24 protein-coding genes are annotated in these 25,189 nt (G+C 61.0%); 13 read left to right on the top strand and 11 right to left on the bottom strand.

What is annotated here, in order from left to right; all coding sequences use genetic code 11:
• Positions 1-106: 106 nt before the first annotated feature.
• The gene (locus GSQ92_RS12430) at positions 107-1,618 is read right to left on the bottom strand and encodes an arylsulfatase (RefSeq protein WP_158805363.1); all 1,512 of its coding nucleotides are present in this window, start codon (positions 1,616-1,618) and stop codon (positions 107-109) included.
• 172 nt (positions 1,619-1,790) lie between these two features.
• Here GSQ92_RS12430 and GSQ92_RS12425 point away from each other — a divergent pair, with 172 nt between their 5' ends.
• From GSQ92_RS12425 to GSQ92_RS12410, 4 genes are all read left to right on the top strand, one after another.
• Positions 1,791-3,212 (top strand): CoA transferase, encoded by a 1,422-nt coding sequence (locus tag GSQ92_RS12425; RefSeq protein ID WP_254065874.1) that lies wholly within the window; start codon positions 1,791-1,793, stop codon positions 3,210-3,212.
• A 155-nt stretch (positions 3,213-3,367) separates the two neighbouring features.
• Positions 3,368-3,928: a PRC-barrel domain-containing protein gene (locus tag GSQ92_RS12420; RefSeq protein ID WP_158805362.1), complete on the top strand. Its 561-nt coding sequence runs from the start codon at positions 3,368-3,370 to the stop codon at positions 3,926-3,928.
• Positions 3,925-5,148 (top strand): MFS transporter, encoded by a 1,224-nt coding sequence (locus GSQ92_RS12415; RefSeq protein ID WP_158805361.1) that lies wholly within the window; start codon positions 3,925-3,927, stop codon positions 5,146-5,148. Before GSQ92_RS12420 ends, GSQ92_RS12415 begins: the two co-directional genes overlap by 4 nt.
• 156 nt (positions 5,149-5,304) lie before the next feature.
• Positions 5,305-6,591, top strand: coding sequence for an MFS transporter (locus GSQ92_RS12410; protein WP_254065873.1), 1,287 nt, complete (start codon positions 5,305-5,307; stop codon positions 6,589-6,591).
• A gap of 4 nt (positions 6,592-6,595) precedes the next feature.
• On the opposite strand, the gene GSQ92_RS12405 is transcribed toward GSQ92_RS12410, so the two are convergent.
• The 3 genes from GSQ92_RS12405 to GSQ92_RS12395 form a co-directional block, all read right to left on the bottom strand.
• Positions 6,596-7,969: a sorbosone dehydrogenase family protein gene (locus GSQ92_RS12405; protein ID WP_216850537.1), complete on the bottom strand. Its 1,374-nt coding sequence runs from the start codon at positions 7,967-7,969 to the stop codon at positions 6,596-6,598.
• A gap of 70 nt (positions 7,970-8,039) precedes the next feature.
• Entirely contained in the window at positions 8,040-8,552 is a 513-nt protein-coding gene (locus tag GSQ92_RS12400) for an MEKHLA domain-containing protein (protein WP_158805359.1), read from the bottom strand.
• Positions 8,553-8,697: 145 nt separating this feature from the next.
• Positions 8,698-9,309, bottom strand: coding sequence for a DUF1684 domain-containing protein (locus GSQ92_RS12395; protein ID WP_158805358.1), 612 nt, complete (start codon positions 9,307-9,309; stop codon positions 8,698-8,700).
• A 142-nt stretch (positions 9,310-9,451) separates the two neighbouring features.
• On the opposite strand from GSQ92_RS12395, the gene GSQ92_RS12390 reads away from it, so the two are divergent.
• The 7 genes from GSQ92_RS12390 to larB all read left to right on the top strand — a co-directional run bounded on the left by GSQ92_RS12390 (position 9,452) and on the right by larB (position 16,390).
• Positions 9,452-10,465, top strand: coding sequence for an alpha/beta fold hydrolase (locus tag GSQ92_RS12390; protein ID WP_158805357.1), 1,014 nt, complete (start codon positions 9,452-9,454; stop codon positions 10,463-10,465).
• A gap of 57 nt (positions 10,466-10,522) precedes the next feature.
• Entirely contained in the window at positions 10,523-11,089 is a 567-nt protein-coding gene (locus GSQ92_RS12385) for an RNA polymerase sigma factor (protein WP_216850535.1), read from the top strand.
• On the top strand, positions 11,077-11,850 hold the full coding sequence (locus GSQ92_RS12380; protein ID WP_158805356.1) for an anti-sigma factor: 774 nt from the start codon (positions 11,077-11,079) through the stop codon (positions 11,848-11,850). The genes GSQ92_RS12385 and GSQ92_RS12380 overlap by 13 nt, the downstream gene beginning before the upstream one ends.
• A 595-nt stretch (positions 11,851-12,445) precedes the next feature.
• On the top strand, positions 12,446-13,765 hold the full coding sequence (larA, locus tag GSQ92_RS12375; RefSeq protein ID WP_158805355.1) for a nickel-dependent lactate racemase: 1,320 nt from the start codon (positions 12,446-12,448) through the stop codon (positions 13,763-13,765).
• Entirely contained in the window at positions 13,762-14,952 is a 1,191-nt protein-coding gene (locus GSQ92_RS12370; RefSeq protein WP_216850532.1) for a LarC family nickel insertion protein, read from the top strand. The genes larA and GSQ92_RS12370 overlap by 4 nt, the downstream gene beginning before the upstream one ends.
• Positions 14,949-15,725 (top strand): adenine nucleotide alpha hydrolase, encoded by a 777-nt coding sequence (locus GSQ92_RS12365; protein WP_158805354.1) that lies wholly within the window; start codon positions 14,949-14,951, stop codon positions 15,723-15,725. The genes GSQ92_RS12370 and GSQ92_RS12365 overlap by 4 nt, the downstream gene beginning before the upstream one ends.
• A complete protein-coding gene (gene larB, locus GSQ92_RS12360) occupies positions 15,722-16,390 on the top strand; it encodes a nickel pincer cofactor biosynthesis protein LarB (protein ID WP_158805353.1) in 669 nt (222 codons plus the stop codon). Before GSQ92_RS12365 ends, larB begins: the two co-directional genes overlap by 4 nt.
• A gap of 35 nt (positions 16,391-16,425) precedes the next feature.
• On the opposite strand, the gene GSQ92_RS12355 is transcribed toward larB, so the two are convergent.
• The 5 genes from GSQ92_RS12355 to GSQ92_RS12335 form a co-directional block, all read right to left on the bottom strand.
• Entirely contained in the window at positions 16,426-17,553 is a 1,128-nt protein-coding gene (locus GSQ92_RS12355; protein WP_159013513.1) for an iron-containing alcohol dehydrogenase, read from the bottom strand.
• Between the two features lie 40 nt (positions 17,554-17,593).
• Positions 17,594-17,971, bottom strand: coding sequence for a carboxymuconolactone decarboxylase family protein (locus tag GSQ92_RS12350; RefSeq protein ID WP_158805351.1), 378 nt, complete (start codon positions 17,969-17,971; stop codon positions 17,594-17,596).
• 164 nt (positions 17,972-18,135) lie between these two features.
• A complete protein-coding gene (locus GSQ92_RS12345; RefSeq protein ID WP_159013512.1) occupies positions 18,136-19,017 on the bottom strand; it encodes an alpha/beta fold hydrolase in 882 nt (293 codons plus the stop codon).
• A gap of 7 nt (positions 19,018-19,024) precedes the next feature.
• Entirely contained in the window at positions 19,025-19,399 is a 375-nt protein-coding gene (locus GSQ92_RS12340; protein ID WP_216850531.1) for a hypothetical protein, read from the bottom strand.
• A 37-nt stretch (positions 19,400-19,436) separates the two neighbouring features.
• The gene (locus GSQ92_RS12335) at positions 19,437-19,877 is read right to left on the bottom strand and encodes an alcohol dehydrogenase catalytic domain-containing protein (RefSeq protein ID WP_216850529.1); all 441 of its coding nucleotides are present in this window, start codon (positions 19,875-19,877) and stop codon (positions 19,437-19,439) included.
• Positions 19,878-20,125: 248 nt separating this feature from the next.
• On the opposite strand from GSQ92_RS12335, the gene GSQ92_RS12330 reads away from it, so the two are divergent.
• Both GSQ92_RS12330 and ltnD read left to right on the top strand, forming a co-directional pair.
• Positions 20,126-20,923 (top strand): GntR family transcriptional regulator, encoded by a 798-nt coding sequence (locus GSQ92_RS12330; RefSeq protein WP_216856817.1) that lies wholly within the window; start codon positions 20,126-20,128, stop codon positions 20,921-20,923.
• Between the two features lie 60 nt (positions 20,924-20,983).
• Complete coding sequence (ltnD, locus tag GSQ92_RS12325) at positions 20,984-21,922, top strand: L-threonate dehydrogenase (RefSeq protein ID WP_158805348.1); 939 nt, start codon at positions 20,984-20,986, stop codon at positions 21,920-21,922.
• A gap of 41 nt (positions 21,923-21,963) precedes the next feature.
• Here ltnD and GSQ92_RS12320 read toward each other — a convergent pair whose 3' ends face one another.
• Positions 21,964-23,151 carry a hypothetical protein gene (locus tag GSQ92_RS12320; protein WP_158805347.1) on the bottom strand — a complete coding sequence of 396 codons (1,188 nt, stop codon included), beginning with the start codon at positions 23,149-23,151 and terminating at the stop codon, positions 21,964-21,966.
• Between the two features lie 387 nt (positions 23,152-23,538).
• The gene (locus GSQ92_RS12315; RefSeq protein WP_158805346.1) at positions 23,539-25,188 is read right to left on the bottom strand and encodes a peptide ABC transporter substrate-binding protein; all 1,650 of its coding nucleotides are present in this window, start codon (positions 25,186-25,188) and stop codon (positions 23,539-23,541) included.
• Between the last annotated feature and the right edge of the window lies 1 nt (position 25,189).

Below are 25,189 nucleotides of genomic sequence, written 5' to 3'. Positions count from 1 at the left end.
CCAACTGGTCCTGTGCGTGTTCGACACTCCACACCGAGCGACCGCACCTGCGGGGATCACGGCTTTTCCTTCTGAGGAAAAGCCGTGACCGCTAGTGATCAAACTGTCAGACCGCGTTTGATGCCGCTTTTATTGCGTGCTCGATCATTGCGCCCGGATTGAAATCCGGTGGCGCTTGGCGAGGGGGGAACTCGGTAAATGTCTCGGCATGCTGTTTCAAAATGTAGCCTGCTGGCATAATCGTCCAGAGCTTCTCGCCAGCGTAAAGTGGGTAACCCGGGGCATCCATATGCTGCTCGAATGGATCAACCCGAAGATTGACCGGCCTGGGAACCGTCGGCTTCATCGATTGCCCGGCGAACCAGTCATTCTTGATAAGAAAATGGATTTTCCAATTCTGGTAGCGAAGAGCGAAAAGCTCGTGCTCACCATAGTAGAAAAACGCGTGCCTCGCCGAGTCTTCAGTCTCGCCCGTCAGATAGGGAAGCTGGTTGTAGCCGTCCAGGTGGACGCGAAAATGTTTTGAGCCGGCCTGATAGCCTTTGAGCAGCTGCTCCTTGATATCCGGAACACCGACCGCAGCCATCACCGTCGGCACCACATCCTCCAGCGAGAAGATACCGTTGCGAACTTGTCCCGGAGCGATGTTCCCGGGCCAGCGCATTACGAAGGGAGCCCTGAACCCACCTTCCCAGCCCAGTCCTTTCTCTCCACGGAACGGCGATGTGCCGCCGTCGGGCCAGCTAAATTTCTCGGCACCATTGTCCGTCGTGAAAATTACAATCGTATTGTCGGCAATGCCCAGGCTCTCTAGCTTGTCGAGCAACTCCCCAACCACCCAATCGAGTTCCTGCATGCCATCCGCGTAAAGACCGAACTTGGTCTTGTCCTTCCAGCGCTCTGACAGACGGGTCCAGACATGCATTCTGGTCGTGTTGTGCCAAAGCAGGAATGGCTTGTCCGCCGCATGGGCGCGATCGATGAAATCGAGCGAACGCGCAAGAAGATCATTCTCAACCGTTTCCATGCGCTTGCGCGTCATTGGTCCGGTATCCTTGATGGTCTGCTTGCCTACCTTCCCGAAACGAGGATCTTCGGTCGGGTCGTCAATAGCAGTCGCCCGGCAATCCAGCACGCCACGCGGTTTGAAAAAATTCTGAAATGCTGGATGGTCTTTTGGATAGTCCGGCTGCTCCGGCTCCTCTTCGGCGTTCAGATGATAAAGATTGCCAAAAAACTCGTCGAAACCGTGAACCGTCGGTAGAAACTCGTTGCGATCGCCCAGGTGATTCTTGCCAACCTGAGCGGTCAAATATCCTTCGGGTTTCAGCAGTTCCGCCAGCGTCGGGTCTTCCGGCTGAAGCCCTTGCGGAGCACCCGGCAATCCGACCGTGGTCATACCCGTTCTCATCGGAAGCTGACCGGTGATGAAGGCGGCTCTGCCCGCCGTACAGCTCGCTTGCGCATAGCAGTCCGTGAGCATGACGCCTTCTTTCGCGATGCGATCGATGTTGGGAGTGGCCCCGCCCATCATCCCGCGATGATAGGCGCCGATGTCAAACCACCCAATATCATCCGCGAGAATCAAGAGAACATTGGGCTGTTTCTTTTTGGCCATGGCATCCGTTACTCCTCTATGAGCTACTATTGACGTCGGACTATTCCGTGTCCACCGTTTTGCGGTGGCATTGCGTTTCGTCTTGCGTCCGTCCTCGCGCGTGAAACTTCGATTGACGTTTTGATCGATACGTCATGATGTTCCCTTGGTCACGACGCCGCGGAGAATGCCGATGGAGGGTGAAACGAAGCCGGCCTCGCTGTCCCCCAGCGCAAAGCCAGCCTCGGAAGCCGCCAACCTCTTGCGCGAGATTTGGCGGGCGACAGGCGATGGCGGATGGGAGTCCCGCGTCGAATTCACGAGCGCGGGCGACCTGCCATCCGTCTTCGCGGTCAGCGATCTCGCTGCGGCTTCAATCGGCGCCGCAGCACTGGCCATTGCCGAGCACGTCGCGTTGACCGCCTCACGACCGCCAACCGTCAGCGTCGATCGGCGGCTTGCGTCATTTTGGTTCGCCTCATCGATCGAGCCCGATGGCTGGGCGCCGCCGCCGGCCTGGGACCCGATCGCTGGTGACTATGTTACGGCCGATGGCTGGATCAGGCTGCACACCAATGCGCCGCACCACCGCGCGGCAGCCCTGGCGGTCCTGGGCACTCCGGCGGAACAGACCATGGTGCGCTCCGCCGTCATGCGCTGGAAGGCCGATGAACTCGAAGCGGCCGTGATCGCGCGGGGCGGCTGCGCGGCGACAATGCGCTCGCCCGCCGCGTGGGCGGACCATCCGCAAGGAAAGGCCGTGATCGCGGAGCCGCTCGTACAATCCGGGACGACCGGCACCGCTACACTCGAACGCCGAGCCTTTGAGGACGGGCGGCCGCTCGCCGGTGTACGGGTGCTGGACCTCACGCGGGTGCTCGCCGGTCCCGTCGCGACCCGCTTCCTCGCGGGCTTCGGGGCTGATGTGCTGCGGATAGACCCACCAGAATGGGATGAGCCAAGCCTCGCGCCAGAAGTGACGCTCGGCAAGCGGTGCGCCCGGCTCGATCTGCGGAATCCTGGCAGCCGAGACGCTCTGCTTGAGCTTCTGGCCAGCGCCGATGTCATCGTTCATGGCTATCGGCCAGACGCGCTCGAACGGCTTGGGCTCGGAGCGGAGACGCGGGCTCGCGTTCGGCCCGGCACCATCGACGTATCGCTCGATGCCTATGGCTGGACCGGTCCCTGGGCGGGCCGGCGCGGCTTCGATAGCCTCCTCCAGATGAGCACGGGCATAGCCTTCGAGGGCATGGAACGCTTCGGCAAAGATCGGCCGACGCCATTGCCGGTTCAGGCGCTCGACCACGCGACGGGCTATATCATGGCGGCCGCTGTCGTGCGCAGCCTGACTAGGCGCCGGGCCGGCGGCGTCGGCTCGATCGCGCGCGTGTCACTTGCCCGGACGGCCGCCTTGCTTTCCAACGCCCCACGCCTCGAAAACGTCCAGCCGTTGCAGAAGCTCGACACCCGCGACTTCGACGCGCGGATCGAAGTGACGCCCTGGGGCCCTGCCCGCCGCCTCCATCCGCCGGTAACGATTGGAGGCGCGGCGATGCGTTGGCAGAGCCCGGCGACAGACCTCGGGTCGTCACCGCCACGCTGGCAAGTTTCGTGACTACTCGCTCAAACTGAGCCGCATCGTTTGGGATCCGTCGAGGCTCGAAGGCACGGGTGGCGACAATGTCTGACAGCGCGCCAGACGCATATTCGCCGCTGTTCAGTCTCGGCACGTGATGGTGTAAGGCTCACCTTACTGGTGTTGGAGGCCCGATGACACAGGTTCTTCTCGGTAATGTCAGAGCGACGTGCTCCGTCAAAAAGGAGCGTGACCGCTCGAGAGCCTCATGGGCACGCGGCGCGGCGCCTTGCCTGGTTCTTACTCTGTCGCTGGGCACCGTATCGGCATTCGCCCAAACTTCCGATAGCGCCACTGGAGCAACGCAGACACCATCCGTCGCTCCAGCGGTCGCGCAGCAGACCACGCCGCCCTCGCCTAAGCTTGTGCATCTCCCCAAAGCCTATGCTGAAGGATTGCTTGGTCAGCAGGTGCTCGACGGAAAAGGCAACGTGATTGGCGCGATTGTAAACGTGCTGATCAACAAGCGCGGTGTTCCAAAGGCGGCAGTGGTCGAATTCGCGGGCTTCCTTGGTGTCGGCAACCGCGATGTCGCTGTGGAATGGGATGCTTTGCGATTCGCCGTCAACGAGAATGGCATCGCCATCACCGTGATTCTCGATGCCACCAAACTCAAGGCCTTGCCTGAATACAAACCCGACGCGATTTCTGTCCCGGTTGCTACTCAACCCCCCGCGACCAAAGCGACTCCTTGAGCGCCGGGCACGCCTCGCCGCGCAGCTTGCGCGGCCTCGACTTGCTGACATTCTTCGTCGCCGATGTACAGACCGGTTTCGGCCCGTTCATTGCCATCTACCTCACCACCCAGCGCTGGACAGAGCTGCAAATCGGCAGCGTCCTTTCGCTGGGCACAATCGTCGCCATGGCGAGCCAACTCCCCGCTGGCGCCTTGGTGGACGCGATGCGAAGCAAGCGCCTCGCGGCAGCAATTGCGATCGTCGCAATCACCGCAAGCGCTCTGCTTTTTGTATTGGCGCCATCGCAAGCAGGAATCGGCCTTGCCGAGATTCTGCATGGCTTCGCGAGCTGCATGCTCAGCCCCGCGATCGCGGCGATCAGTATAACGATCGTTGGCGGCGCATTACTGGGTGAGCGGCTTGGGCGAAACGCACGCTTTGCCTCGATCGGGAACGGCGTCGCGGCCGCCGCAATGGGTGTATGCGGCTACTATTTCGCACCCGGCTCGGTATTCTGGCTCACCGCTCTGCTCTGCGCGCCTTCGCTGTTCGCATTGTCACGCATCGAATCACGACGCGCCGTGCGTGACGCCCTCGAGCGTGAACGGCCTAAGGCGAGCGCATGGGTCGAGTTGCGGGCTCTTGCCCTGGATCGGAGGCTGCTCGCCTTCATGGCCTGCATCGTCCTGTTCCAAATGGCCGACGCGGCGATGTTGCCCTTCGTTGGCAATGAGATCGCGGGCAAAGCGGGCAGCATCGCCAATCTCGTCATTGCAGCCTGCCTCGTCTGGCCGCAGGTCATCGTCGCCGTCATCTCGCCCTGGGTCGGGCGCACGGCACAACATCGCGGCCGCCGGTTCATTCTCTTGCTGGGATTCGGGGTCGAACCGTTGCGCGGAGTCCTGTTCGCGCTCACCGCATTGCCGATACCGGTTGTCCTAATTCAGGGACTGAGCGGCGTCAGCGCCGCGACAATTGGCGTAACGCTGCCACTCATCGCGGCCGACATCGCGCGCGAGCGGGGGCATTTCAATCTGACGATGGGTGCGATTGGGCTCGCGTCCGGGCTTGGGGCGACGCTGAGCAATGCCGTAACCGGCGAGATCGCCGAGGTAGCGGGAGTGAGGTTGGCGTTCCTGGTGCTCGCAGCGGCGGGCCTTCTGGCAACTATCCTCGTCTGGCTTCTGATGCCAGAGACAGTTGTTCACGAACGTTCAGCCGCTGCTGCGGCGCCGTAGGTCGTTAGCTGCGGGTTACGAAACGTCCAGGCAGCTGAGCCTTCGGATCGCATTTCGGCATGGCCGATGATCTTGAACCCATATGGCACTCGCGCTTGACCCGGCGCCAAATGGGCGCGCGGCGCGGAGAATGAAGACCTTTGGAGCAGCTTGCACGTGACCTCGCTGGAACTCGCTTCTGGGCTTAAACGCGAACTGGTCGATGCGGAAGCGGGAGACGTTCCGCCTGTTGCGCCGGAGAGGGTTCGCGGTCGCCTCGCCGGCCTTATACTTGGTGCGAGCTTGGTCCTGATCGCCTTCAACCTGCGGACGGTGTTTTCAAGTTTCTCGGTGCTATTGCCCGACATCACCCGGCAGACCGGGCTTACCGCCGTGGACGCCAGCTACCTCACCACCTTACCAGTATTGTGCATGGGTGTTTTCGCCCCGGTCGCACCGATCCTGGCCCGTCGCTTTGGCACCGAGCGGACACTGCTAGGAGCGGTCCTTCTACTCGCTTTCGGCACCGCTTTGCGCGGCCTGGGCGCGCCCGCGCTTTTGTTTGTCGCCGCCGCTATCGTTGGCGGCAGCATTGCGGTCGGGAACGTCTTGCTACCCGGCTTGGTGAAGCGGGACTTCCCCAAGCACATCGCACTCCTGACCGGGCTCTACAGCACCGCCCTCTGCATGGGCGCCGCGCTTGCGGCCGCATCCACAGTGCCGATAGAGCGTCTGGCTGACGGATCATGGCGATGGGGTCTAGCGATTTGGGCGGCACCGGCGATGGCCGCGGCCGTGATCTGGGCGCCGCTGGCTTATCGCAAATCGGCCACGCCGCGCCATGCCGGTGCCTCGACACAGAGCCTATGGCGGGACGGACTTGCTTGGCAGGTCACGCTGTTCATGGGTCTGCAATCCGCCCAGGCCTATACTGTTTTCGGGTGGCTTGCGCCTGCTCTGCACGCCCGCGGATTGGACAGTTTTCATGCTGGCCTCGTTGTGTCGGTGTCGGTGGTGGGACAGATGGTCGCCTCCCTGACCGTGCCTTCACTGGCGACCCGTCAGCCGACACAGATTGGCATAAGCCTAATGCTGGTCGTGCTCGCGACGGGCGCTTTTCTCGCTCTGCTGTTCGCGCCACTTTCCATGGTTTGGATCTGGGCCGTGATACTAGGTTTAGGCCAGGGTGGTCTGTTCGCCGTCGCCTTGACCATGATCGTGCTGCGCGCACCGGACGCTCAGGTCGCCGCTCGACTATCCGGGATGGCACAGGGTGTCGGTTACACCCTGGCAGCCGGCGGACCTCTCCTGGCCGGATTGCTGCGTCATTGGACGGGAAGCTTCGCCAGCATGGGGGTGCTCTTCCTAGCGTTTGGTGTCGCAGGGGCTCTTGCCGCGCTGGGCGCTGGGAGAGCGTTGTTTGTAGGGCGCCCTCGCTCGATCAGTAACGGACAAACACCGTAAGCGGCTACTTTGTGCTCCGGCGCGCTCCATACGCCACCCGCCAAATCACACCCCCGCCATCGTCGGTGATGAGCAGGGCGCCGTCATGTGCCACCGCGATACCGACGGGCCGCCCCCAAACGCCGGAATCGCTGGCGACGAAGCCGGTCAGGAAATCCTGGTAGACGCCCTCCGGAATTCCATCGTGCAACGGGATGCGAATCACCTTGTAGCCGGTGCGGCCTGCGCGATTCCATGACCCGTGAAGGGCAACGAACGCATCCCCCGTGTATTCAGATGGAAAAGCGGCCACGCCCACACCCTGATAGAATGCCATGCCTAGGGGTGCCGAATGCGTCTGGATCAGCACATCCGGCACGTCCACCCGACCGGCAAGATCCGGACGCTCCCCGGCGTGGCGGGAATCTTGGTGATCGCCGATATAGAACCAGGGCCAGCCATAAAAGCCACCCTCTCGCACCCGGGTCACGTAGTCGGGCGGCACATTGTTTCCCAAGCCGTCGCGCTCATTGGTCGAGCACCAAACATCGCCGGTCCGCGGGTTCACCGCCAACCCCGCGCAGTTGCGCAAACCCGTCGCGAAGACATGGCGGTTACCGCCGCGAGGGTCGAAGGCGAGTACATCCGCGCGCTGAGCCTCATTGCCCCAGCTTGCGCCCACACCGTATCTGGACTCATTCGCAGCAATCGCCGCCGAGCCCAGAGGTCCCATGTCTTCCGCATCATTCGACCCCGAACCGACAGAGACATACATCAACTTCCCGTCCCGGCTGAACGCCAGGTCACGCGTCCAGTGATGGGCCGAGGTTTGGGAGATTTGTGCGACCACAATTTGCGGCTGGCCCATCGCGGCAAGGTCCCCATTCCTATACGGGAACCGAACGACCGAATTGGTGTCCGCGACATACAGCCATTGTGGATTCGGGCCGGGCGGATAGAAACCCATGCCGAATGGGCGATCGAGGCCGCGCGCGAAAACCTCCATCCGCTGAGGCTGCGTCGCCCCGTCGGCGGCCCGCATCACTCGAATGCGATTGGCAATGCTCTCAGCAACGAAGATGTCGCCGTTCGGTGCGACGCGCACAATGCGCGGATTTGTCAGGCCGGCCGCGACCTGAGTGACGGCAAATCCCGCGGGAACTCGAAGCGAACTGGTCGATGGCCGATCCACAATGTCCGGTGCGTTGCTGACGGACCGGCTTTCGGAAGGCGCGGGAATATCCGCAGGCGCTATGCGGCGCGTTACACCGGGCGCATCGCTGCGCCAATCGCCATAGGCTGCACTCCCCATGAGGACAGTCTGCCCAAGAACAGGGCTTGGCCCCAAGAAAGCGCCGGCGACAACGGCGCCAGCGGTGACCATAACGCGACACTTCAATTTCGCCTCCTGATCGAACCCCCGGGCGTTTAGTCGGTAACCTACAAAGCGAGAACGGTGCCCTCGATACTCAGGCGTCGCGCCAGCGGCGATAGGTGGCGGCTTGGCCGAGCACCGCTCCAGCGTCATCGGTAACCTGCCACATGGTCACGTCCTCAATCCAGAAGCGCCGCCCCGACTTGGCGATGCGCAAACCGCGATAGCCCGTCGCGAACCCGTCCCGCGTGACTGCTTCGACCAAGTGCTGCCGCTCGGCTCGATTCGGAGCCTCGGCGGAGAGCCGCGAAGACAGCCGGGTCATCTCGTCCCAACTATATCCGAAACAGGTCTGCGCCGCGCGATTTGCGTAGACAAAGCGCGGATCCGGTGACGTGTTATGGGCGAGCAGGCAAAATGGCGCCTCCTCATAAAGCCATCGCGCCGCGGCCATCGGCTCCAGGTCGGCTGGCGCAAGACTTTCCCTCAGCAGGCGCAGGTAACTACCGGAGAGCAAACCGACGAAGACAAGATCTTGCGCCAATCCAGAATCGCTCGGACCCGGATCATCCGCGTCAAGTCCCGGAATTACACTCGAACCACCCATTCGCAGGACCTCCTCGCCACGACGCAAATTGCTTTGTCGCAATGTTGATTGAGCAATTGCGCTGCCGCCACTGAACTAAGCCGGCCAGGTCTTGCCTTCGTGGCAGGTGAATTGACCGTCGCGCATACGCGCCCCAGATCAGCCGTTAGACGCGGCAGCGTTCACCAGCGCTGATCCCTGCGGATAGACGGTTCTCCCGCGGCGCCAGCGGACATACGTAACGCGGTGAGTGCGCGCATGACGGGGCATAGGAAAAATTGAAATCGAGGATGAGGCTGCCATCAGGCGTTTCGCCTAGGTCAGCGCTTTTGATCGTATCGAGAAGATAGCGGCCCGCTCCGTAGGTTTCGCCTCCGCTGGTAGCATCCGCGAAAGGCAGAAACACGCCGCCGCCGTATCCGCCGATCCAATACAGCGTCAGTTCGCCCCCGAGGCTCGACCTAAGTCCCTCGGTGAGGGCGAAAGGCTCCAGAGTAACGCCGCCATCCTCGCCGGCCGGCAAATCAAGCTTCTTGCCCGCCGCGGGCCGCAGTGTCACCTCGAAGCGAAACCGCGGATCGTATGGGAAAACCTCAGGACCAGGGTAGCCGGTGCGTTCGGCTGATTCTATGGGAGATTGTGGGTGGGTGCGGAATAGCAGCGACCGCACCTCAGACCATTGCCGCCACGCGGCATGAGGGTCAGGATTGGCCCGAACGGCCGCATAGAGGTCGGCAACACGACGCCGCCAATCCCAGAGTTCGACCGTGGCATTCATGCGAAGCACATGTGGCAGCCTAACCCAGCTTCAACCTAAGGCGGCGTGAATCTCGCCATCACCCTTGCCATAAAGCACGTTGCAAGCATGATAGTCACTGGGTCAAGCTCGCTTGGAGTAAAGCACCCATGAGGATAGTGACATGAGCTGGCCGACGAGGCAGGGGTTCTTCGCTCTCGGCGAACTGCCGCTTATGTCCGGTGGCGTTCTCCCCGCCGCCAGGCTCTCCTGGAAGGCGTATGGGACGCTGTCCAGCGCCCGAGACAACGTCGTTGTCTACCCGACGAGCTACAGCGCGCAGCACCAGGATATCGAATGGGCAATAGGACCAAGCAGCGTGCTCGACCCGAATCGCTGGTTCATCGTGATCGCGGACATGTTCGGCAATGGTCTATCCTCTAGCCCGTCGAATACGCAAAACTATCCGGAGCTTGTGACGGCGGAAGACAATGTTTTGGCGCAACAGCGCCTCCTTCGCGAGGTGTTTGGCGTGGATCGCATCGCCTGCGCCTATGGTTTTTCGATGGGAGCCCAGCAGGCTTATCATTGGGCCGCGCTCGAGCCTCATGTCGCGGATCGCGCAATCATCGTCTGCGGCAGTGCGCGAACTTCCGTGCATAATCGTGTCTTCCTCGCGGGGCTGATGGCAATACTCGAAAGCGCACCCGAATACATTGGCGATGGACGTTTCGCATCGGCGCCGAACGCCGCCATCCGCGCTTTCGCCCGCGTCTATGCGGGCTGGGCCATGAGTCAGGATTGGTTTCGCGCCGGGCTTCATCTCAGCAGCACCGGCGCCACCAATCTCGACGCTTTTCTCGATGATCATTGGGAACCCGGTTTCAGGAAATTGAGCGCGGCGGATCTCTACGCGCAGCTCCGGACCTGGTATGCCTGTGATATCAGCGACAATGCACGATACCATGGTGATCTGGCTGCGGCTTTGGCGGCGATCCGGTCCCGCGTTTTGCTCATTCCGAGCGCCACCGACCTCTACTTTCCTGTCGCAGACAATGCCGCAGAATTGGAATGGCTGAGTGCGGCGAAGCTTCGTCCGATACCCAGCATCTGGGGACACGTCGCCGGGGCGCCTTCAGATATACCTGAGGATGCCGCCTTCCTCCGCACTGCCGTTCAGACGTGGCTGAGCGCTTGAAGCAATCAAAAGCCGCCTGCGGACCGTTTTTGCCGAATAATTTTTAGGGCGTGAGTGTTGTCCTCCTACCAGAGGGCGATCTTCATGGAGCCAGAAGTGCGAGTGCATCTGAGCTGGCTACTGCCCAGCATGATCCGCTTCGCGATGACATTGACCCGGTCGCGTCAGGACGCGGACGATCTGGTGCAGATGACCTGCGAGCGCGCCATCAGCCGAGAGGCTCAATGGTCACCGGATACCAAGCTTGAGAGCTGGGTCTTCCGGATAATGCAGACGGTCTGGCTCAATGAACTACGCGCTCGTGGGGTCCGTAATAGGCATAGCGACGCCGGCGAGCCTGACGAGGAGCGCGCGGTTCACGGAGAGCGAATTGTCGAATCGATGCTGGAACTGGATCGGGTCGAGGCGGAAATCTTCTCCTTGCCCGAAGCTGAACGCGTAGTGCTTCTATTGGTTTGCGTCGAAGGGCTGACCTATAGGGAAGCCGCCGAAGTCGCAGGCGTTCCGATCGGCACGATCATGAGCCGACTATCCCGTGCCCGGCTGACGCTTATGGCGAGGCTCGAGGCCACAGAGCGCCCTGCAAGCGCGAATGTGCAGCGGATGTCGATATGTCGGCGCTAGACAAGATAACTCTTTTGGCCTTCTTCGACGGCGAATTGGATCCCGCCACGGCCCGCGGTGTCGCGGAAGTCATCTCGCACGACCCTGCCGCACAAGAAACGGTTCGGCGCCTTCGCCAATCCGCGATGCTGGTACGCAAGGTCTTCGAGCGGCCCGCTTATAGAGACGTTCCGCCGCAACTAGCCAAAATGCTAGAAGGTCCAAAGCGGCGGACGCGATGGCGCTTCGCCCTTCCGATCGCCGCATCCTTTTTGATCGTCGCGATCGGTTTTGGTAGCGGCATCGGCATCGGCCGGATGAGCGCGAGTCCAACTACGAGCTTCAGCGATCGGTTACTCGCGGACATCGCCGAGTATCACGTCGTCTACGCCCAGGAAGGCGAGCATCAGGTCGAGGTGCCGGGCGACCAGCGCGCGCATATCCAGGATTGGTTCGGCAGCCGGCTCCACCGCCAACTGCGCGTACCAGATCTCTCGGGGCGGGGCCTGAGTTTTGTGGGTGCGCGGCTGCTCGTCGTGGACGGTGCACCGGTAGCGCAGCTTCTCTATCGCTGGCCAGGTCTTGATCATGAGCCGCTCGCCCTCTGCGTCACCTATGGCGCGCCGGGCGATCGAGGGCTGCGCGCGGATGAACGCAATGGCCTGCACCAGGTTTTATGGAGACATCATGGCTACACCTATGTGCTGGTTGGTTGGACCAGCGAGGATTTCCTTGCATCGGTCGCGAATGAAATCATGCCCGGGCTCGATAAAATCTCGTGACCGAGAATAAGCTGTTTGCGGCGGGTGTTGTCACAATGGAAGACAGATCGCTTTCTTCTGAGTTCAGGCAAAGCTGAAACACAGAGCAGGATCCGGATTCCGTCGCGCGTACCAACCGTCGGCGAAAGAGGACTCACGCAATGCGCAAGCTTCTTATGATCCTATGTCTCGCGACCTTCGCTACTTCTGTCACGGCAGTCGCGGTTACACCCGCGTTCGCCAGCAGATCCGGCCACGACCATCGAGGACACGACGCGGGCGACGATCACGGACACCACGCTGGGCACGACCATGACCACGGCGGAATGCGTGGCGGCCATCGCTGACCCAGACTCCCATCGGCATTTTGCCAAGGAAAAAGGCGCAACTCTCAGCCTCCTCCGATAGCGTTTCAGACAGTAATTTCAAGCCTCCAGGGGTCCGGGTCGGCCGATCCGGACCCCTTACAAGCGACCTTCGCTATGCGCAGGGCGCCACCCAGCAGCCTCCGTATTGCTTTCGAACAGACAGTTGGATACCGATCCCGGTCATCAAACCTGTATACTGAGATTTAGGGGCAGGCCCTCTCGGCATACGGCAAGGACAGGGTGGGGGCATGGCAGGCGAAACGATCCAACTCCTCTTCGGGAAAGGCCATCTGCCGGTCAATCTGCCCGAAGGCGCCAAGGCGACGATCATCCGCAAAGGCGTGCTCCCCAAACTCTCGGACGGACCGGCGGCCATCCGCCAAGCCCTGAACGCGCCAATCGGCTCCCCATCGCTCCGTGTCCTCGCACGCGGGCGACGCAGTGCCTGCATTTTGATCTGCGATATCACACGCCCAGTGCCTAACCAGCTCTTTCTTCGCCCTATGATCGAGACGATGGTTGAGGAAGGCATTCCGCTGGACGCGATCACCGTTCTGGTCGCGACTGGCCTGCATCGCCCCAACGAAGGCGAGGAACTCGCCGAACTCGTCGGCGACCCCTGGGTCATGGCCGAAGTCCGTGTCGAAAACCACTTCGCCCGCGATGAGGGGGCCCATGTCGATCTCGGCGTCACCAAGACCCGTGGTACACCGATCAAGATAGACCGCCGCTTCGTCGAGGCTGACCTGCGTATCGCAACCGGCCTCGTCGAGCCACATTTCATGGCGGGATGGTCCGGCGGCCGCAAGGTGGTGGCACCGGGCGTCGCCCACCACGAAACGATCCGGACCTTCCACTCGGCCCGCTTCATGGAAGATCCTTTGGCCATCCAATGCAATCTCGTAGGCAACCCGCTCCATGAGGAGCAATTGCAGATCGTCGAACGCCTGGGCGAGATCTACGCCCTCAACACTGTGCTCGACGAGGATCGCGACCTCGTCTGCGTCACTTTCGGCGAGATCATCGCGAGCCACATGGCCGCCGTCGATTTCGTCAAGACCGCGACCCGCATCGAGGTACCCCGTCGCTACAAGACCGTCGTCACCTCATCGGCCGGCTATCCCCTGGACAAAACCTATTACCAGACGATCAAAGGCATGGTGACGCCGCTCGACATACTCGCCCCCGGTGGCACGCTCATCATCGCCTCTGCGTGTTCGGAGGGTTTCGGCTCACATGAATTCCGCGCCGCGCAGGAACGTCTGGTCGCCCTGGGGTCCGAGCGTTTCCTTGCCACGCTGACGGCAAAATCCCTTGCCGAAATCGATGAATGGCAAACCGAGATGCAGCTGAAGGCAACACGCCTCGGCAGTGTGGAGCTCTACACGACCGGACTCGATGCCGAGGAACAGCGCATCACAGGTGTTGTCATAGCCACGAACATCGATGCGGCCCTCCGGCAAAGCATCGCGCGTCACGCTGACGAGCACGTCGCCTTTGTTCCCGAAGGGCCTTACCTCGTCCCCGTCTATGCGCCATCCCTGGCGGATGGCCACCTCACGCCTTGACTACGACCACCATTCAGCTCGATGCGGTCGGCGGCATGGCCGGCGACATGTTCGTGGCCGCCATGATCGACGCCCTGCCGGAGTTGCGGGACCGGGCGCTGGCTGACGCAGCCGCCGTGCTGCCACCAGGGGCGGGTACGCCATTGTTGGACAGTGGCACAAGCGGCGGCCTCCGCTGTTTGCGCTTCCGCCTCTCCGGCGCCACCCAACAGACTGACGGAGATCACGCGCACGCTGGCTTTCTCGGCATGGTCGCGCGGATCGAGGATACCGCCCTCGCGAGCGGCACGGCTCCTGAAGCCATCGCAATCCTCCGCCATCTCGCAGAAGCCGAGGCCGCAATCCACGGCGTGCCGCTCGGTGACGTTCATTTCCACGAGATCGGCGACTGGGACTCGCTGATGGATGTGGTTGCCGCCGGCAGCATCGCCGCCGCCTTGCCGGCAGCCCGCTGGACCGTCTCTGACTTGCCACGCGGCGGAGGCCTTGTGCGAACTCAGCATGGCCTATTGCCAGTGCCGGCCCCCGCCACCACCCGGCTGCTCCAGGGCTTCACTTGGCGCGACGATGGGATTAGCGGCGAACGGGTCACACCGACGGGGGCGGCCATCCTTCGCCATCTGGTCGCGAACGCCACGGCTCCTGCTGCAGGCCGCTTGCGCGCGAGCGGCACCGGTGCAGGCACGCGCGATCTGCCCGGGCAACCGAACGTCCTGCGAGTCACCATCTTCGATGAAGTGGCCGGCCCAGCCTCGGATTTCACTATCGGAACTGAGGACATCCTTGTCCTGAGCTTCGACATCGACGATATGACTGGCGAGGAGATCGGGGTGGCGGCCGAACGGTTGCGCCAGCTCGCGGGCGTGCGGGACCTCGTAGTTCTCTCCGCTTTGGGAAAGAAGGGCCGGCCCGTCCATGCCTTCCGGTTGCTCCTACGCTTCGACGATCAGGCAAGCGTTGCTGCCGCCTGCTTCACTGAAACCTCCACGATCGGTCTACGATGGCGGCAGGAGCGGCGCATGGTGCTGGCGCGAGAACTGGGCACGGCGAAGGCGCCAAATGTCAGGGTCAAGACCGCCATCCGCCCGGCTGGCGATAGCCGCAAGGCGGAGAGCGACGACCTCGCCGAAATCGAAGGGCTGGAGTCTCGACGCGCCGCCAAGCGACAGGCTGAGGAAGCAGAATGACCCAGCCGACGCTTGACACCGTGCTCGGCCGCTATCCTCGCCTCGCCATAGCCGTCAGCGGCGGGGTGGACAGCATGACCCTGGCCCATGCGGCCCATCTGCTGGGCATAGCCGAGTTGGTGGTGGTCCACGCAATCTCCCCGGCCGTTCCCAGCCACGCAACCGAGCGCGTGCGTGCCCATGCCGCGCGCAACGGGTGGAAGTTACGCCTGGTGGACGCAGGCGAATTCGACGATCCCGCCTACCGCGCGAACCCTGTCAACCGCTGCTATTTCTGCAAAACCAATCTCTACGGACGAATCTCCCAGGTGACGACGGCACCCATCGCCTCCGGCGCCAACCTGGACGATCTCTTAGACTACCGCCCCGGACTGCAGGCCGCCGCCGAGCACGCCGTGGTGCACCCCTATATCGTGGCTGGCATGGACAAGCAGGCGGTGCGCCGCCTCGCGCGCCAATTCGGGCTCGACGATCTCTCGGAACTGCCCGCCGCTCCCTGCCTTTCCAGCCGCGTGGAGACAGGTCTCGCGATCGAGGCCGAGGATCTCGCCTTTATTGACGCAATGGAGCGCCGCCTCTTTCCAAAAGTGCCGCGAGGCGCCGACCTGCGCTGCCGCATCACCCATACCGGCGTCGTCATCGAGGCCAGCGATACTGAGCACGCCGAAGAACTGATCGCGACGGCACGCAATCTCTGCGCAGAGCAGGGTCGCATCTTCGCTGGCCTGCGGCGCTACCGGCGCGGCTCCGCCTTTCTGCATACGGGGCGATGAGCAACTTCCAATTCGACTGGGAGCGCGAAAGCAGAACAGGCACTGCAGAGGCTGTCCTGTGTGTCGGCAAGACGGACGAGCAGATTGCAGCAATCGCCAACCTGGCAATCCGGGACGATCGCCGTCTACTGCTGACCCGACTTCGCCCGGGCCAAGTCAAGGCCTTGCCCGCGCCGGTACTGACGCGGCTCGATTATGACCCTATCTCGAGCACCGCGATCCTCGGGGCCTTGGCGCCCGAAGACTCGCTGACCGGCGGAGCGCTGGTGGTCGCCGCTGGAACCGCGGATTTAAGCGTAGCGAAGGAAGCGGCGCGCACCCTCGCCTTCCATGGCTATGCGGCGCCTCTCATCGTCGATGTCGGCGTCGCCGGGCTCTGGCGCCTTATGGCGCATCTCGGAGCATTACGCGCGGCGCGCGTTCTGATCGTCGTGGCTGGAATGGAAGGCGCGCTTTTCAGCGTGGTTGCCGGTCTGGTAGAGGCGCCGGTCATCGCCCTCCCCTCCTCCGTTGGCTACGGCGTTTCGGCGAAAGGACGTGCCGCGTTGAGTTCGGCCTTGGCAAGCTGCGCGCCTGGCGTTCTTACGGTCAATATCGACAACGGCTTTGGCGCAGCCGTCGCCGCCATCAAAATCCTCCGTATCGGCACACTGCCAAAACTCTGATGTGCGGCCACCAAGGCGTTTAGCATCCGCCAGATTCAGTTCATCACCTCGGCGAATAGTCGTTCGTAATCCGCAGCCTCCATCGGTCGAGGATTGGTGGCCGAGGAATGATCCTTGACCGCGCCGTCGACCATTTTGGGCAGACAGTCGGCCGGAACACCCATCTCCGAGAGACTTCCCGGAAGTCCCAGCGTGCTGTTCAAGTGAGTGATGAACTCGGCGAGGTCGGCCGTCGGCGGCAGGTTTAGTGCCGCTTTGAGTCGACCGTATTTCTCTTCCGCGAAAGCCTCGTTGTAGCGCAGCACCGCCGGCATGATGACCGCGTTCAGCGTTCCATGATGCAGACGGGGCGACTCCAGGCCTCCCAGCGGATGCGACATGGCGTGCACCGCACCCAGCCCTTTCTGGAAGCACATGCCGCCTTGCAACGCCGCCATCATCATTTCCGAGCGCGCCTCAAGATTGCCGCCGTCAGCGAACGCTCTCGCCAACCAACGTACCCCGCGGCTCAGCCCATCCAATGCGATAGCCTCGGCAGGCGGATTAAAGCGCGGGCTCAGGAACGTCTCTATGCAATGGCTGATCGCATCCATCCCAGTCGCCGCCGTCAACACCGGAGGCAACCCTACAGTCATCTCTGGATCGCAAATCGCCACATTGGGAATCAGGTGCGGCGAGATGAAGCCGAGCTTGCGGCCGTCATTCAGCGTGATCAGCGCCGCACGGCCGACTTCGCTACCGGTGCCCGAAGTGGTCGGGACTGCCATCACAGGGGGCATATCGCGCGTAATGCGCTCCGCACCTCCCAGTATCGCGGAATATTGTTCGAGAGGCTGTGGATGACTGACCAGAAGCGCCACGGCCTTCGCGAGATCGATGGATGACCCACCACCAACCGCGATGATCCCGTCGCACCCCGCGCGGCGATAGACCTCCACGGCCTCTAGCACGGCGGACTCCGTTGGATTCGGGGGCGTCCCATCATAGACGGTGATCGTGCAGGAAAGCCCGGCGGTGACGCGCCCTGCCAGGCCGGCAGCCATCACCCCTTTGTCGGTGATCATCAACGGGATGCTCGACCCCATAGCGCGGAGTTCGTCGGGGACCAGGCTCAGGACACCGGGACCAAACTGGATGCGTGTAAGATAGGTGATCAGGCTCATGCATCGTCTCCTGGTAACGACCGTAGTGAGCGGAGCCGGGTCAGACTAGGCCGAGTTCCACAAACACCTCGTTCGCGATCCGGAAACTATCCATTGCCGCAGGCACTCCGCAATAGATGGCGGTCTGTAAGAAAACCTCCTTGATCTCGTCGGTTGACAAGCCATTGTTGATCGCGCCGCGCACGTGAACCCGAATCTCGTGCGGGCGGTTGAGCGCCGTCAGCATCGAGAGGTTGATAATGCTCCTCGTCTTCCGGTCGAGTCCCTCGCGGGTCCAGACCTCGCCCCAGCACCATTCGGTCGTGAGCTGCTGCATCGCCTGCGTGAAGTGGTTGGCCGAGTTGAGCGATTTCTCGACATACTCTTCCCCCAGTACCGCTTTGCGGACCTTGAGGCCCTTCTCAAATTGTTCGTTCATTCACACCCTCGTTTCCGGTCGCCATTTATCGTCGGCTAGGACTTGATAATCTGTCAATCCGCGGACCTTCCTTCGATGCCTCACCTCTCCGGGTCTATGCCGCAGAGTTTGGAGATCGGCACGGGCTCACTAGGAATGGGCTGAGATGTCGCCAGCGCCTCGTCTCAGCTTTCAGACTTGGCCTTGATCTCACTGAGGATCGGCAAGAGATAATTGCGGAATTTCGTATAGTCCTCGGTAACTGGGAAATGACCCAGCTGCTTCATCTCCGTAAATTTGCAACCCGGAACGAGATCGGCAAGCGCTTGAGTTTCCGACGGAGAGGTATTGGGATCGTATTCGCCGGTGAGCAGATACAGCATGCATTTGCTCGTATCGATTGATCGTGCTTCCTGTTCCGAAACCTTGTGCTCGTAATAATAGTAGTTGAGGTCCCCGGCAAAAATACCCGGACCGCCGCAGCTGTATTCCCATTGTATCTCGCGTACATTCTCCTCGGGGGAATATGGTGAGATATTGAGAAGCATCGTGGCCCCTGTAGAGGCTCGGTTGACGTTGGGATTGTCAAACTCGCGGCGAATATTTGCCATGCCGACATCCACATATTCGATAGCCGACTGCAACGCCCCTTCCACCGCGATCGTAGCGCGGTAGCGCTCGGGACATTCCAGTGCGAGGTCAATCGCTAGATGCCCACCCATCGAACTTCCCATATAGACCGGTCGCTTCAGCTCTAGCACCTCCGCCAATGTGTTGGGAAAGTCGATCATGAACTTCTTGCCGATGCTGTACTCGTGCGTCCACCACTGCACACCATGCGGCGGCAGTGACTTTCCGTGATACGGCAAGTCGAAAACGATGCAGCGGAAATTGCGAGTCACCTCCTGGTCATTGAGAAGATGACGATACTGGCGGCCATCCGAGCCCGCTGTATGCCCCAGCAAAAGCGGAATTCCGTTTCCGGCTTCCTCGAAATAGACGCGATACTCGATTCCACCGACCGTCAAATAGATATAACGACCTTGGATGGGTTCGATCTTTGCCATGCTCGCCTCATCCAGCCTTACGGTTCATGCGTAAAATCTGCATCATTCGATTCAATGCCGGAAGATAAGCGAAAGTGGCATCCGTACCGCTAAGCACGACATCATGCCTGACCGCGCTGGACTGCAGGCTGTGGTAGAAGGGTTTCGGATATTCCGCGAGCATTGCGGACCATTGCTCCTCCGTGGCCTTTACAAAGATCGTCGCCGGCCCCGCATCACCGGGACCCGCGCCTGTCATCTTGCCATCATGAAACTTCAGATCATAAGTCTCGGTATCACCTACGGATATCCGAAGGACGCCGTCATAATAGCGCATGGCCCGCAGGAACTCGGGATCTTTTCCGGCGCGCTCTTTGAACGCCTGTATGTTGATTACCGCCACGGTCTTCCCCGTTTTTTCTGAATTTCTAAGGAGCCGGCTAAGCCGTTTCGCAGATGATCGAGGCCCGCGTGACGTCTCGCTTCGCCGACTTGTCCAAAGCGAGCTTGACCTCGTCGAGTGAGAAGTCAGCGTCGAGCAAGTCGTTGTCGCAGAGATTGTACTGACCTCCGACACATGGCGGACAACGCAAGCAAGTCTGGAAATATGTCGCGACAATTCGGTCACCAACCGCGATTGGTTGAGGTGCATAGTCCATCGCTACGCCCTCACCCAGCGCGAGGACGCGGCCGACCATCTCATGGCCTATGCTACCGCGCTTCTTTACCGGATGATGCCCACGCCAGATATGCAATTCCGAGCCGCAGGCGTTAGCGCGCACCACCTGCAGCAACAACGCGCCAGGCGTCGGCTTCGGAAGGTCGTATTTCTGATATTCGAACTCCCCCGGTGCCGTCACTGCGGCAATCGTGCCGCTCAAAGCGGGAGGTCCCTCTTGATTGGCTGCAGCCCGGATGATGTGGGAAGGATCCAAGCCTCGCGATCCGGACACCGATTTTCGATGCTGAGTTCGATCATGGATATCATTCCCCCCAGAGCATTCCGCCCCGGCATCCCATTCATTCTCGGAGAGCTCCAGCCCTCTTGGCTAAGCCAAGCCTAGTGATCCGGCGGCTTGCCTGTCAAGCCGATTGACAGACAATCCGTTCGCGATGAATGGTGCCGAAAATGAGCGACGATCTCCAAGTGGTCCGGCAGGCAGCGACTCTCCGGCGTCAGGTCGAGGACAAGTTGAGAGGCGCCATAGCTTCCGGGCGCTTCCAGCCTGGACAGCGGCTGGTAGAGCGCGAGTTATGTGAACTTATCGGCGTCGGCCGGACCTCAATCCGCGAGGCCCTGCGGCAGCTTGAGGCTGAAGGCCTAGTCCTGACGATCCCGCACCGCGGTCCGGCGGTCAGCACAATAACTTCCGCTGAAGCGGGGGAGCTCTATGCCGTTCGTGCGCTGCTCGAGGGCGACGCCGGGAAAGGTTTTGCCCGGCATCACGATGGGGCACAGCTGTTGGCGCTACAAAATTCGATCGCTCTGATCAAGCGCGCGGCCGAGCAGACTGACCAGGGGCTCATGTTGGAAGCCAAAACAGCCTTCTACCAAGTTCTCATGGACGGTTGCGGAAATCGTTTCATCAAGCAGTTTCTGATGACCATTCACAATCGCGTCAACTTGCTGCGGGTGAAATCCATGATGGAACCTGGACGCTCGGTCCATAGTCTCGCGGAAATCAATGAAATCTATGAGGCCGTCGCGGCTCGCGATGGCGATCGGGCACGCGGTCGCGTGCAGCAATCATATCAGGGCCGCGGCGGCAATAGCATTGCGGATGCTGGGTTCGGAACAAGGGCCGACACCAAACATCGCGAAAAAGAAAAAGACGGTCGTCGTCTGAGCGACCAAACGAAAACCGCCGCCACCGGCCGCTCGAGAGAGGGCTCGCCAACCACTATCGTTGCCCCCGACAGGCTTTGAGGAAACGTGGAATTGGCGCAGATACTTCCACACCAACGACTGCAGGAAGGAAGCATCCACATGACTGCGCAGACGACGCAAGGCGACACCCAGTCGCTCCGGCATCGATCGGCAGTGATCGGCCTAGGCTCGATGGGCTTCGGCATGGCGCAATCTTTGCTGCGCGCCGGGCTTGACGTCGTCGGGTTCGATGTTTCGCCGGACGCCGTGGCCCGCTTCGTCGCCGCCGGAGGCCTGGGAGCGCATGCCGCAGCTGAGGCCGCGCGCGGCGCGGATATCGTGGTCGCGGTCGTGGTCAATGCGGCACAGACCGAAGCCATCATGTTCGGGCCTGACGGCTGTGCCGACACCATGACGCCGGGCTCCGTCTTCGTCTCTTCGGCTACCATGGCGCCGGCTATCGCACGCAGCCTCGCCGCGCGCCTTGAGGCGAAGGGTGTGCATTATCTCGATGCTCCGATAAGCGGGGGCGCGGCGCGCGCCGCGGAGGGCAAGCTGACGATGCTGGCCTCCGGTTCAGAGGCGGCATTTCACGCGGCCAAGCCGGCCCTCGACGCCTTGACCGCAACGCTTTACCGGCTCGGCGACGAGCCTGGACAGGGTGCAGCCTTCAAGATGGTCAATCAGCTTCTGGCGGGCGTTCACATAGCGGCCGCTTCTGAGGCCATAGCCTTCGCCGCACGCCAGAATCTCGATTTGCAGAAAGTCTACGAGGTCATCACCGCATCCGCCGGAAATTCCTGGATGTTTGAAAATCGTATGCCGCATGTTCTGGCAGGCGACTACAGCCCCAAAAGCGCTGTCAGCATCTTCACGAAAGATCTTGGCATCGTGCTGGATATGGCACGCGCCGCGAATTTTCCCGTGCCGATTGCAAGCAGCGCGTTGCAGATGTTTCTGATGACGGCCGCCGCGGGCATGGGCGCCGACGACGATTCCTCCGTCGCCCGCGTCTATGCCCTGCTCTCCAGTCTCTCGCTTCCTGGGGAGAAGACTTGACGCAACGAACTCCGTTGAATTACGGTCACATCAGCAGCATTTCACCCATTGACTGTGCAGTGGTTGGGGAGGGGTCGAGGCGTGCTGTTCACGAGGACGGACCGCAGCACCGGGTCAAGCTCGCGGCTGTAGGCTTCCGCACCGCGCGCATTGAAGTGCCACGCATCGCCATAGAACCGATCGGGCCAGCAGGGGATGGTAGGGCCGACTACGCGGAGATTCGGGTATTGCCGCGTTTTTGTCCTTAGATAGGCATCAAATTGCCTACCAAGTTCCGGCCGCGTGCGGACGAAAGTAGCATGGTTTATCGGCATCGTGAGGACCATGACCTGCACGCCATGCTTGGCCAAAAGCGCGAGCGTCCGCGAGAAGAAGAGATCGACGAGGGGTGACGTCGAATACGGCTCCGAGCCTGCCTCTATCGCAAGGCCGCTCGAACCCGCCGCCGTGCCGAATAATGCATGTCCGGACGACCGAAGGGCATCGCGCATCGCTTCACGATTATGTTGCCAGCGCAGGGCAACATAGCCATTCACCAAGCTGTCAAAATAGAAGGGCGGAAACCGCAGAGCGAAGAGCAATTCTCGCAGCGCGGGCCGCAGCCCGTCGCCACGTTGCATGTCGATTAGCTCGTTGTCATTGAGGCGTGCCGCGTCAGCATCAATGGCGCGCATCTCCGCATAATTCAGAAAGCCGCTGCGCGCGCTGAAGACCCAGTAACCGGGGTCGGATGAGAATTTCAATGCTCCATGAGCGATGACAACAAGTTTCGGCATTATGCGGCAGCGCATTGCGCGCTCGACGGCAAAGTAGGTCTCGATCGGACTTGTGCCGGACATCGCAAAATTCTCGACCGGCATTGTCATCACGCTTGGTATGGTGGCCGCCATGGTGCGGCTGTCGCCGAACACTGAAACCGCGCCGAGATGGCATTCGTCCAGCATCGTGCGCTTCGCGATCCACAATGGGTAGTCGCGGTCGAGGAAGGCCATCGGCATGGCCGCGACATAAAGCCAAGCGAAGCCGAACGATGCAATAAGGGTAACGAAGAACCAAACAAGAAACCCACGAGCGGTTAGTCCGCTCGACCGCGCTGCCGCTCGCTCGACCGCAGTCGCCATCGGCGGCTGCGCCATCGCCCGCACTGCGAAACGCCCCTGCGGCGAACGACCCGCGGCGCAAAGGTCATCTGTTACTCTCGACAGGATGTCGTTGTCAGACGAAGACACAGAGATCCGCCCCCGATTGTGAAATGCGAGGTGTCTATGATTTTGACCACACGAAGACCCACGATAAGATGCTCAGCTCTTATTCCGGTCGCGCCATCAAATAACGAGGTTGGGCCCTTCCACGTATCGGCCTCTCCCTTTGCGCAGACTAGCAAGCCGACGGGGAGCCGTGATTGCGTCTTTTAGGGTGATGCCCGGACGGGGGACTAGCCTTAAGGGTGATGGGGCGTCCTAGGCGACGTTCCCACGCGCGACAAGCGTAGCGGGGGAGGTGTGGCCAAAAGCGGGTTGCAGAGCCGCTCGGCCCTGCAACCCGCTAAAAGCAAGCTAGATGAAATCACACTGGCCGAATTGGTTCTGGAATTATGATTCCCGAAGCCTAGGAGCTCAGCCAATCCAGTGCCAGGTTTCCAGGTTCCATGTGTTTAGTCGAACATTAATGTTCGGCTCAAAGCCCAGCAACTTCGCTTTCGTTCCCTCGATCTCCGCATATTGTAGCTGCGGCAGGAAAGGCAGGTCATTGCGCAGAACGGCCTGAAGCTTCTGGTAAATCGGGATGCGCTTTGTCTGGTCGAGCGTAGAGGCCCCCTGCTGGAGGAGTTGATCAACCTCGGGGTTGGAATATTGCATCGTATTCTGGCCAGAGCCCGTCTTCACCGCGATCGAGGCGCTGCTCAGGTAGTCGGATGCGTCCGGATCTGGGCCCACCATGAAGTCCAGCCCGACAATCGCTGTCTCGAAATGCGATTTGATCCAGTAGTCGCCCCACATGACGGCGGCCGGCAGGTTCTTGATTGCCATCGCAACGCCGACGTCCTGAAAGTTCTGTTGCAGAAGCTGTTGCACCTGCTCGCGCAGGTGGTTCCCTGCCGTGGTCGAGTTACTAAAGCTCAGCTTGACGCCGTTTTTTTCGCGAATGCCGCCCGCGCCGGGCTTCCAACCCGCGGCATCAAACATCTGCTTGGCCTTGTCCGGGTTGTATTCATGCTTCGGCAGATTTGGATTATAGGCCCAGGACTGCTTCGGCAGATAGGATTCCGATGGTGTCGGCAGGCCGTAGTAAAGCTGTTGGATGATGCTGTCTTTGTCGTAGGCGGCGTAGAGCGCATGCCGCACGGCGCGATCCTGGAATTGCGGCAGCCCAAGGTTGAAATAGAAACACTCGATAAAACTCAGCGGCGCATTCACGACAGTGCGGTCATTGAGTTTCTTCGCCTCGCCATAGTGATCCGCCGATATCCCCTGCAATCCGATATAGTCGATATCGCCAGTGCGAAACTGCGTGAACAGTACTGTAAGGTCCGGAATGTATTTGTAGATCGCAGTGGCCAGCATCGGGCCATCACCAAAATAACTGTCATTGGCAAGCAGCGTGATGTGGTCACCGGAGACGCGCTCTTGCCACTTGAATGGTCCGGTGCCGATCGGGTGCTGTACGAACGTGCCGCCGATCGCAGGCTGGCCTTCGAGCTTGTGCTTGGGAACAATATACGTCCAGGCCAGGATAGAGATGTAAGGCGCGAAGGGTTTTTTCATTGTCCAGGTGATCCGGTCCGGTGCCGGCGTCTGGATGTTCTGGACAAGTTCATGCCCGGTTCGGCTATAGGCCGGAAATTCGGGCGCCATGATGCTTTCGATCGTGAATTTCACATCCTCGGACGTGAAAGGCGTGCCGTCATGCCAGGTAACGCCAGGACGAAGCTTGATCGTCCAAGTCAGGCCGTTAGCGGAAATACCGCCATTCGCGGTCGTCGGAATCTCGGCCGCAAGCCGCGGCAGAAGCTCTCCCTTCGGACTCACCGTCCAGAGCGGGCTGAACAGAGACATATAAACGCCGTCATCCACTTCGATATGTGGCAGACGCGGATCGAAAACGGTTGGCTCCTGTGAAAGTCCAATCACCACCTGGCCTGAAGGTTTAACCTTCGTCTGGGAATACCCGCTACGCGCACCGACAATCGCCCCTGCCCCGAGCGCCGCGGTTGTGACGAGAAGACGGCGGCGGGAGAGCGCGAAACGTGAAGCTTGGTTGTGCATG

It is taken from the genome of Acidisoma sp. S159, assembly GCF_009766125.1.
In the GTDB taxonomy this organism is placed as follows: domain Bacteria; phylum Pseudomonadota; class Alphaproteobacteria; order Acetobacterales; family Acetobacteraceae; genus Acidisoma.
This window is presented reverse-complemented; position numbering and strand designations above follow the sequence as displayed.

What these genes read in the sequence shown, in the direction of transcription:
- GSQ92_RS12430 (WP_158805363.1), bottom strand. Translation starts at nt 1,618, where the DNA reads ATGGCCAAAAAGAAACAGCCCAATGTTCTCTTGATTCTCGCGGATGAT.
- GSQ92_RS12425 (WP_254065874.1), top strand. Translation starts at nt 1,791, where the DNA reads ATGGAGGGTGAAACGAAGCCGGCCTCGCTGTCCCCCAGCGCAAAGCCA.
- GSQ92_RS12420 (WP_158805362.1), top strand. Translation starts at nt 3,368, where the DNA reads ATGACACAGGTTCTTCTCGGTAATGTCAGAGCGACGTGCTCCGTCAAA.
- GSQ92_RS12400 (WP_158805359.1), bottom strand. Translation starts at nt 8,552, where the DNA reads ATGGGTGGTTCGAGTGTAATTCCGGGACTTGACGCGGATGATCCGGGT.
- GSQ92_RS12395 (WP_158805358.1), bottom strand. Translation starts at nt 9,309, where the DNA reads ATGAATGCCACGGTCGAACTCTGGGATTGGCGGCGTCGTGTTGCCGAC.
- GSQ92_RS12390 (WP_158805357.1), top strand. Translation starts at nt 9,452, where the DNA reads ATGAGCTGGCCGACGAGGCAGGGGTTCTTCGCTCTCGGCGAACTGCCG.
- GSQ92_RS12380 (WP_158805356.1), top strand. Translation starts at nt 11,077, where the DNA reads ATGTCGGCGCTAGACAAGATAACTCTTTTGGCCTTCTTCGACGGCGAA.
- larA (WP_158805355.1), top strand. Translation starts at nt 12,446, where the DNA reads ATGGCAGGCGAAACGATCCAACTCCTCTTCGGGAAAGGCCATCTGCCG.
- GSQ92_RS12365 (WP_158805354.1), top strand. Translation starts at nt 14,949, where the DNA reads ATGACCCAGCCGACGCTTGACACCGTGCTCGGCCGCTATCCTCGCCTC.
- larB (WP_158805353.1), top strand. Translation starts at nt 15,722, where the DNA reads ATGAGCAACTTCCAATTCGACTGGGAGCGCGAAAGCAGAACAGGCACT.
- GSQ92_RS12355 (WP_159013513.1), bottom strand. Translation starts at nt 17,553, where the DNA reads ATGAGCCTGATCACCTATCTTACACGCATCCAGTTTGGTCCCGGTGTC.
- GSQ92_RS12350 (WP_158805351.1), bottom strand. Translation starts at nt 17,971, where the DNA reads ATGAACGAACAATTTGAGAAGGGCCTCAAGGTCCGCAAAGCGGTACTG.
- GSQ92_RS12345 (WP_159013512.1), bottom strand. Translation starts at nt 19,017, where the DNA reads ATGGCAAAGATCGAACCCATCCAAGGTCGTTATATCTATTTGACGGTC.
- GSQ92_RS12330 (WP_216856817.1), top strand. Translation starts at nt 20,126, where the DNA reads ATGAGCGACGATCTCCAAGTGGTCCGGCAGGCAGCGACTCTCCGGCGT.
- ltnD (WP_158805348.1), top strand. Translation starts at nt 20,984, where the DNA reads ATGACTGCGCAGACGACGCAAGGCGACACCCAGTCGCTCCGGCATCGA.
- GSQ92_RS12315 (WP_158805346.1), bottom strand. Translation starts at nt 25,188, where the DNA reads ATGCACAACCAAGCTTCACGTTTCGCGCTCTCCCGCCGCCGTCTTCTC.